General features: G+C 34.9%; 1 protein-coding gene and 1 pseudogene. Both read right to left on the bottom strand.

The window, feature by feature from the left end; genetic code table 11:
- Window positions 1-55: 55 nt before the first annotated feature.
- Window positions 56-343: a hypothetical protein gene (locus O9290_RS15240; protein WP_288058439.1), complete on the bottom strand. Its 288-nt coding sequence runs from the start codon at window positions 341-343 to the stop codon at window positions 56-58.
- A gap of 547 nt (window positions 344-890) precedes the next feature.
- Window positions 891-2,112: pseudogene (locus O9290_RS15235) on the bottom strand (ISNCY family transposase).
- Between the last annotated feature and the right edge of the window lie 291 nt (window positions 2,113-2,403).

The raw sequence follows: 2,403 nt of genomic DNA, 5'->3' as shown, positions 1-2,403 counted from the left end.
AGGCCGAATTTGAATTCTTTTCTGAACAAAACCCCCTACTATCTGTTGTCAAGGTTCAGTTTTTAGCTTGGTTATCGCTTTTTCCATTGTAGCTTAAAGCCGTCCTAAAAGGACGGGGTTTTAACCCAAATTTTCGATAAGTCAGTTTCTCGCTATATGTGGTATCTCCAGCCAGTTTGGGGATGCCCAGGCGAAGGCGCCCCGGCAGCGAGTGCGGCACTTGGCAGTCAATTTTTGGCTGGTGGGCGATCTCGCGTAGCGAGCGCGTTGCGACCGGCAGGACTTGAGCGTTGCTTACGTTAGTCTGAAGATTTAATTCAAGGGTTGCGAGTGCTGGAGTCATTTTCTTTTCTTGCTTTCTCTACCGATCGGGATTGTCAAACATTGCTAAGTTCAACTTTAAACCAAATTAATTCAGTTTGACCTTTTAGACTAAAGGGTTTTTTGATACCCTAGAAGTGATCAAATAGCAAGGTAATCATGGAAGAGTTACGGTGGTGATTCGGTAGTAGTGATGGCGGCTTAATCCTTTGCTTTGCTGTGCATTGTAGTCATGGATAAAATACCAGCAATTCTCATTTTGAAAACAAAAGAAGATAAAGTTCTCTATGTGAACAAGAGAACTTCTGTCTAATTATCATTTTTTTTCAAGATAATCATCATAATTAGCTTCAAGAGACAGTTTTAAAATATCTGCCCATAAAAAACTTATCTCAACTCATAAATTTAGCTGAAATTCTGACCTAATTTGTGGTTTTTTCAATGAATAAAATAATCTTTCCTTCTCTCGAAAAATTGACATTTTTAACGAGAATTTATTTTTTTGAGCGGGACATATTCGGGAAGAATAAACAAGAAAAACTCTGACCAATTCTTCAACCAAAAATATTTTAATAAAGTACGAATATCATTAAAAAAACTGGTGCGAGTAACTAATAACTCACGAATCTTTTGATAAGTATGATTAACTAAATCTCAAACGGTATGAAATAAAAAAGCTAGTAAATTTAAAGACAACAAGAACTCGCATAAATGACTTTGACCATGACCAAAATTATGTTCTAAATTATAACCGTGATTTTTAAGAACGTTATTTCCTTCATTCTCAACTTTCCATCTGCTGCGTCCAGCTTTGACAATTTTTTCAACATTATTTTCAGTAATTTGATGATTGGTAATCCAATTATTTTGATAGATAATTTTCTGTGTTTTTTCATTAATGACTGTGACTTCACACCAATTAACTTCGAGACTTGACTCGACCTCTCTCAGAGGAACTCTAGAAACATAACGATAACGATAAATGAGATTCTTTCGTCCATCCCATTGTTTCTTTTCTACGGTTTTAACTTCTCCACTTTTTTCTAAAAATTCTCGCCATTCATATAAGGTTTTATGAGAATTTTCAAGACAAACAAAAATAAAATTATAACCTTGTTTTAGAGCTAACTCACAGATAGGTTGGCGAGAGTATAAGTCATCTCCTAACAGGGTTACAGGATAACCATACTTCTTTTGATGATTCTTATCTAACCATCTTTTAACAGCCGCATTTTCACAATCTTGTTTTTGCTGCCCATCTTGTTTTTTAATAAATTCTGGTTCTAAATTAATCACTTGTTTTTGCTCAGGAGAAACCACAATTGGCGTGACGCAACCATGAAAATAAGTTGTCGTTCCATTACGAGGATTGCGGCAATTACAATGGGGACAACTAATTTTCTTTGAAGAAAAATATTCCGTACCATCTAAAGCTATTAAAATTTCCTCATCTAAGTAGAAAAATTTTTTAATAACTCCCGGTTTTTTTAACCATTGATAGACTTGTTGAAAAGAGCCAAATATTGTGGCAGCTGGGATAGGAGCTAACAGGTTTCTGATTTGATTATCACCAGGTATTTTTTTGATACCAAATAAACTTGAAGCATTATCTTTTCCCTTACTACTTTTCATCAAACGTTGATGCTCTAAAAAAGAAGGTGACTGAGTAAAAAAAACCGAAAAAGCCGCCTTAACTGCATCTTCTACCTGATATTTGGTATTGTTTCCTGGTTTTCTGTCATCGGGTAAGTCATGTAATTCTTGAACTAAAAATTGTCTTAATTCAGGAATTTCTCAAGTCACAGCCTTTTTCGTCATCGCAGAACAGTTTGATTAATTAATATTTCCAACTTAATAATTTTACCTCAACAGACAACAATCATCAATTTTTATTTGGTTCTCTTTCTGATGTAGAGAACTTTTGTTCTAGATTTCTCCCATCTTTCAAATATTTTGAGTATAAATACTCTATATACTCACTTCTCTGCGATGCAGTCGCACTCGCGGGAGCGCATTTTGTAGCTTGCTTAAAGCTTTGTTTCTGTCTGTATCACTTGTTACTTTTTAAAATGAGAATTGCTG

Origin of the sequence: Microcystis sp. LE19-41.2A, assembly GCF_027530405.1 — a bacterium.
In the GTDB taxonomy this organism is placed as follows: Bacteria; Cyanobacteriota; Cyanobacteriia; order Cyanobacteriales; family Microcystaceae; genus Microcystis; species Microcystis aeruginosa.
Note: the sequence above shows the minus strand (reverse complement) of the source record. Positions and strands in the feature narration are given on the sequence as shown.